This window comes from Kitasatospora sp. NPDC023176, assembly GCF_055560495.1.
The window spans coordinates 1-6,074 of sequence record NZ_JBVHIP010000083.1; the positions used below are offsets into that span (position 1 = coordinate 1).

The following is a 6,074-nucleotide window of genomic DNA, read 5'->3' on the forward strand; positions in this document are numbered from 1 at the left end:
GCCGCCGAGCGGACGCTCTGCGCACTGTTCGCCGAAACCCTCGGTGTGCCCGCCCTCAGCATCGACGACAGCTTCTTCGACCTCGGCGGCCACTCCCTGCTCGCCACCAAACTGGTCAGCCGCATCCGCACCGCCCTCGGCGTCGAACTGTCGATCCGCACCCTGTGGGACCACCCCACGGTCGGGGAACTCTCCACCGCGCTGCCCGCGGCCCGCAAGGCCCGCCCCGCCCTCCGGCCGATGCGCCGGCCCGGCAGCCCTTCGTAGGTCACGCGCGCCACCGACCGTCCCCGGTGGCCCGACCGTCAAGTCCCCAAGTCTGCACGTCACCCGCCGGAGGCACACCGTGATCCCGTTGTCGTTCGCGCAGCAGCGGCTGTGGTTCATCGAACAGCTCGAGGGCCCGAGCGCGCTCTACAACACCCCGTTCGCCGTCCGGCTGGCCGGCGGGATCGACACCGCCGTGCTCTCCGTCGCCCTGCGGGACGTCCTCGCCCGGCACGAGGTGCTGCGCACCACCTTCCCGGCCACCGACGGCCGGCCGCAGCAGTCCATCGCCGAGCCGGACAGCCCCGCCGTCGAGTCCGTCACGGTGGCGGCGGAGGTGGTGGCCGACGAGGCCGAACTGTCGGTGCGGCTGGACGCGGCGGTGCGGCACGTCTTCGACCTCGCGAGCGAACTCCCCGTCCGGTGCACGCTGTTCTCGCTCGCCGACGAGGAGCACGTGCTGCTGGTCCTGATGCACCACATCGCCAGCGATGCCTGGTCCGTCCCCCCGCTCTTCCGCGACCTGGACGACGCCTACCGGGCCCGTCTCGCCGGCGCCGCTCCGCAGTGGGAGCCGCTGCCCGTCCAGTACGCCGACTACACCCTCTGGCAGCGCGAGGTGCTCGGCACCGAGGACGACCCGGAGAGCCTGCTCGCCACCCAACTCGCCTACTGGCAGCGCACTCTGACCGAGGCGCCGGAAGAGCTGGACCTCCCCCGCGATCGCCCGCGCCCGGCCGCACCGAGCCACCGCGGCGGCTCCGCCGTCCTCACCCTGGACGCCGAACTCCACGCGGCACTGGCCCGGTTGGCGGCCGAGCACCGCGCCAGCCTGCTCATGGTGCTGCAGGCCGCCGTCGCCACCCTCTACACCCGGCTCGGCGCCGGCACCGACCTGCCACTGGGCACCGCGGTGGCCGGACGCGCCGACGAAGCCCTCGACGACCTGGTCGGCTTCTTCGTCAACACCGTCGTGCTGCGCACCGACACCTCGGGCGACCCGAGCTTCCGCGAGCTGCTGGAGCGCGTCCGACGGCTCGACCTGGACGCCTTCGACCACCAGGACGTCCCCTTCGAGCGCCTGGTCGAACAGCTCAACCCGGCCCGGCTCCCGGCCCGGCACCCGCTGTTCCAGACCATGGTGACCCTGGACAGCGACGGGGACCTCCCCTCCGACTTCGCCGGGCTCACCTGCCGGGAGTACGTCCTCGACCAGCACCTGGCCAAGTTCGACCTCTCCTTCGCCTTCGTCGAGCAGCACGACGCCGGCGGCGCCGCCAACGGCCTGACCGGGGCCGTCGAGTACGCCGCGGACCTCTTCGACCACGCCACCGCCACCACCCTGGGCGAGCGCCTGGTCCGGGTGCTGCGGGCGGCCGCCGCCGAGCCGGACGCGCCCATCGGCGCGATCGAGGTCCTCGGCCCGGCGGAGCGGGAGCAGTTGCTGACCGGCCGGCACGGCCCGGTCACCGCGCTGCCGGCGGGGACGGTGCCCTCGCTGTTCGAAGCCCGGGCCGCCGCCACGCCGGACGCGATCGCGCTGGTGGCGGGCGATGACAGCCTGACGTACGCCGAACTCAACGCCCGCGCCAACGGGTTGGCGCGGCGGCTGACCGAGGCAGGCGTCGGCGCCGAGACTCCGGTGGCGGTGCTCCTGGAGCGCTCCCCCGCACTGGTGGTCACCCTGCTGGGCATCCTCAAGGCCGGTGGCACGTACGTCCCGCTGGACAGTGCCCAGCCCCAGGACCGCCTGCTCGCCGTCCTCGCGGACGCGGGCGCCACCCTCGCCGTCACCGACACCGACCACCCCGCCCTGGCCGGGCTCACCACCCTCGCGGTCGACACCGCTCTCGCCGACAACCTCGAACTAACCCTCAGCGATGACCAGTTGGCCTATGTGATGCACACCTCCGGCTCCACCGGCATCCCCAAGGGCATCGGCATCACCCACCGCGCCATCGTCGACCTCGCCCTCGGCGGCACCTTCTCGGACGGCGGCCACGCACGCGTCCTGGTCCACTCCCCCACCGCCTTCGACGCCTCCACCTACGAGCTCTGGGCCCCCCTGCTCTCCGGCGGCAGCCTCGTCCTCGCCCCGCCCGGCCGCCTCGGCGTCACCGAACTCACGGCCACCATCGACCGGGGCCGGGTGACGGCCGCCTGGATGACGGTCGGCCTGTTCAACGTGCTGGCCGCCGAGGCCCCGCAGACCTTCGCCGGACTGCACCAGGTGTGGACCGGCGGAGACATCGTCTCCTCGGCCGCCGTGCGACGCGTCCTGGAGGCCTGCCCCGGCCTGCGCGTGGTGAACGGCTACGGCCCCACCGAGACCACCACCTTCGCCACCCACCACCCCATGGCCACCCTCGCCGACGTGGCCGGCGCCATCCCCATCGGACGGCCCCTGCCCAACACCCGGGCCTACGTCCTGGACGACGCCCTCCGGCCCGTCCCGGTGGGCGTCCCGGGCGAGCTGTACCTCGCGGGCAACGGCCTGGCCCGCGGCTACGCCGGCCGACCAGCCCTGACCGCCGAGCGCTTCGTCGCCTGCCCGTACGGCGAACCCGGCGACCGGATGTACCGCACCGGCGACCTCGCCCGCTGGACCACCATGGGCGAACTGGAGTTCGTCGGTCGAACGGACGACCAGGTCAAGATCCGTGGCTTCCGGATCGAACTCGCCGAGGTGGAGGCGGCGTTCGCCGCCCACCCCGCTGTCCGCCAGGTCGTCGCGACCGTCCGCCAGGACCAGCCCGGCGACAAGCGCCTGGTCGCCTACGTCACCGGCGCCGCCACCCCCGAGGAACTGCGCGCCTTCGCCGCCGACCGCCTCCCCGGCTACATGCTCCCGGCCGCGATCGTCACCCTGGACACCCTGCCCGTCACCCCCAACGGCAAGGTCGACCGCCGCGCCCTCCCCGCCCCCGACTACTCCGCCACGACCACCGGCCGGGCGCCCCGCAACGCCACCGAGCAGACCCTGTGCGCACTGTTCGCCGAGGTCCTCCAGGTGGCCGAACCGAGCATCGACGACAACTTCTTCGACCTCGGCGGCCACTCCCTGCTCGCCACCCGGCTCACCAGCCGCATCCGCACCGCCCTCGGCACCGAACTCCCCATCCGCACCCTCTTCGACACCCCGACCATCGCCGGGCTGGCCCAACACCTCGGCGAAGGCGCCGACCCGGTGCGCGCCCGACTGCTGCCCCGGGAGCGCCCCGAGCGGGTGCCCCTCTCGTACGCCCAGCAACGCCTTTGGTTCATCGACCAGTTCGAGGGCCCCAGCGCCCTCTACAACACCCCCTTCGCACTCCGGCTGACCGGAACGGTCGACGCCACCGCCCTGGCCGAGGCACTGAAGGACGTGGTCGCCCGGCACGAGGTGCTGCGCACCCTCTTCCCCACCGCCGACGGCCAACCCCACCAGCTGGTCGCCGACGGCGTCGAGCCCAGCCTGACGGTCACCCGAGCGGCCGACGAGACCGAGCTGACCGCCCTGCTGGACCGGGCCATCGGCCACACCTTCGACCTGGCCACCGAACTCCCCTTCCAGGCGGGGCTGTTCTCGCTGCCGCAGGACCAGCACGTGCTGCTGGTCCTGCTGCACCACATCGCCAGCGACGGCTGGTCCGTGGCCCCACTCTTCCGCGACCTGGGCGAGGCCTACCGGGCCCGCACCGCCGGCTCTGCCCCCGACTGGCAGCCACTGCCGGTGCAGTACGCCGACTACACCCTCTGGCAGCGCGAGGTCCTCGGCGCCGAGGACGACCGGGACAGCCTGGTCGGGCAGCAACTCGCCTTCTGGCATCAGTCCTTGGTTGACGCTCCTGAAGAGCTGCCGCTGCCCTACGACCGGCCGCGACCGGCCACCCCCAGCCATCGGGGCGAACTGGTCGAGTTCACCGTGGACGCCGAACTGCACCAGCGGCTCGCTGAGTTGGCCACCGCCAACCGCGCCAGCCTGTTCATGGTGCTCCAGGCCGCCGTCGCCACCCTCTACACCCGCCTCGGCGCCGGCACCGACCTCCCGCTCGGCACCCCCACCGCCGGACGCACCGACGAGGCGCTGAACGACCTGGTCGGCTTCTTCGTCAACACCCTCGTCCTGCGCACCGACACCACCGGCAACCCCAGCTTCCGCGAACTGCTCAACCGCGTCCGCCGCACCGACCTGGACGCCTTCGACCACCAGGACATCCCCTTCGAGCGCCTGGTCGAACAACTCAACCCCACCCGCACCCCCGCCCGCCACCCGCTCTTCCAGACCCTGATCGCCCTGGAGAACCAGGAGAAGGCTCCGCGGACCTTCGGCGAACTGGGCTGCAGCGAGCTGGACTTCGACCTCCATGTGGCCAAGTTCGACCTCTCCTTCGGCTTCTCCGAGCCGAACCGGCCGAGCGGGCCGAACAGGCCGAGCGGGCCGAACAGGCAGAGCGGGCAGGACGGGCAGGGCGGGCCGAACGACCAGGGCGAACCGGGCGGACTCTCCGGCGCGATCGAGTACGCGGCGGACCTCTTCGACCACGCCACCGTCGCCACCCTCGCCGAACGCCTGCTGCGCGTCCTGGACGCCGCCGCCACCGACCCCGACGCCCCCATCGGCACCATCGAGATCCTCAGCCCGGCCGAGCGGGAGCGGTTGCTGACCGGCTGGAACGGCCCGGTCACCGCGCTGCCGACGGCGGCGGTGCCCTCGCTGTTCGAAGCCCGGGCCGCCGCCACGCCGGACGCGATCGCGCTGGTGGCGGGCGATGACACCCTGACCTACGCCGAACTCAACGCCCGCGCCAACGGATTGGCGCTGCGGCTGACCGAAGCGGGTTGCGGCGCCGAGACTCCGGTGGCGGTGCTCCTGGAACGCTCCCCCGCACTGGTGGTCACCCTGCTGGCGGTGCTCAAGGCCGGCGGCACGTACGTCCCGCTGGACAGTGCCCAGCCCCAGGACCGCCTGCTCGCCGTCCTCGCGGACGCGGGCGCCACCCTCGCCGTCACCGACACCGACCACCCCGCCCTGGCCGGGCTCACCACCCTCGCGATCGGCGAGGAGACCGCCGACAACCTCGAACTACCGCTCAGAGATGACCAGTTGGCGTATGTGATGCACACCTCCGGCTCCACCGGCATCCCCAAGGGCATCGGTATCACCCACCGCGCCATCGTCGACCTCGCCCTCGGCGGCACCTTCTCGGACGGCGGCCACGCACGCGTCCTGGTCCACTCCCCCACCGCCTTCGACGCCTCCACCTACGAACTCTGGGCCCCCCTGCTCTCCGGCGGCAGCCTCGTCCTCGCCCCGCCCGGCCGCCTCGGCGTCACCGACCTCGCGGCCACCATCAACCAGGGCGGAGTCACCGCGGCCTGGCTCACCGCCGGTCTGTTCAACGTCATGGCCACCGAGGACCCGGGGCTCTTCGCCGGCCTCCGCGAGGTGTGGACCGGCGGAGACGTGGTCTCCCCCGCCGCCGTCCGCCGGGTGATGACCGCCTGCCCCGGCCTCACCGTGGTCGACGGCTACGGCCCCACCGAGACCACCACCTTCGCCACCCACCACCCCATGGCCACTGTCGCCGAGGTGCCCACCACCGTCCCGATCGGACGCCCCCTGCCCAACACCCGGGCGTACGTCCTGGACGACGGATTGCAGCCCGTCCCCGTCGGGGTGCCGGGCGAGCTGTACATCGCCGGGGCGGGCCTGGCCCGCGGCTACGCCGGCCGCCCCGCCCTGACCGCCGAACGCTTCGTCGCCTGCCCGTACGGCGACAAGGGCGAACGCATGTACCGCACCGGCGACATCGTCCGCTGGAACC

2 protein-coding genes are annotated in these 6,074 nt (G+C 73.1%); both read left to right on the forward strand.

The window, feature by feature from the left end; translation table 11 throughout:
- On the forward strand, positions 1–267 hold a 267-nt coding region (locus tag ACZ3YL_RS42295), incomplete at its 5' end, for an acyl carrier protein (protein WP_465663172.1).
- 79 nt (positions 268–346) lie between these two features.
- Positions 347–6,074, forward strand: a 5,728-nt coding sequence (locus ACZ3YL_RS42300) for an amino acid adenylation domain-containing protein (RefSeq protein WP_465663174.1), incomplete at its 3' end; no start/stop codon positions are given.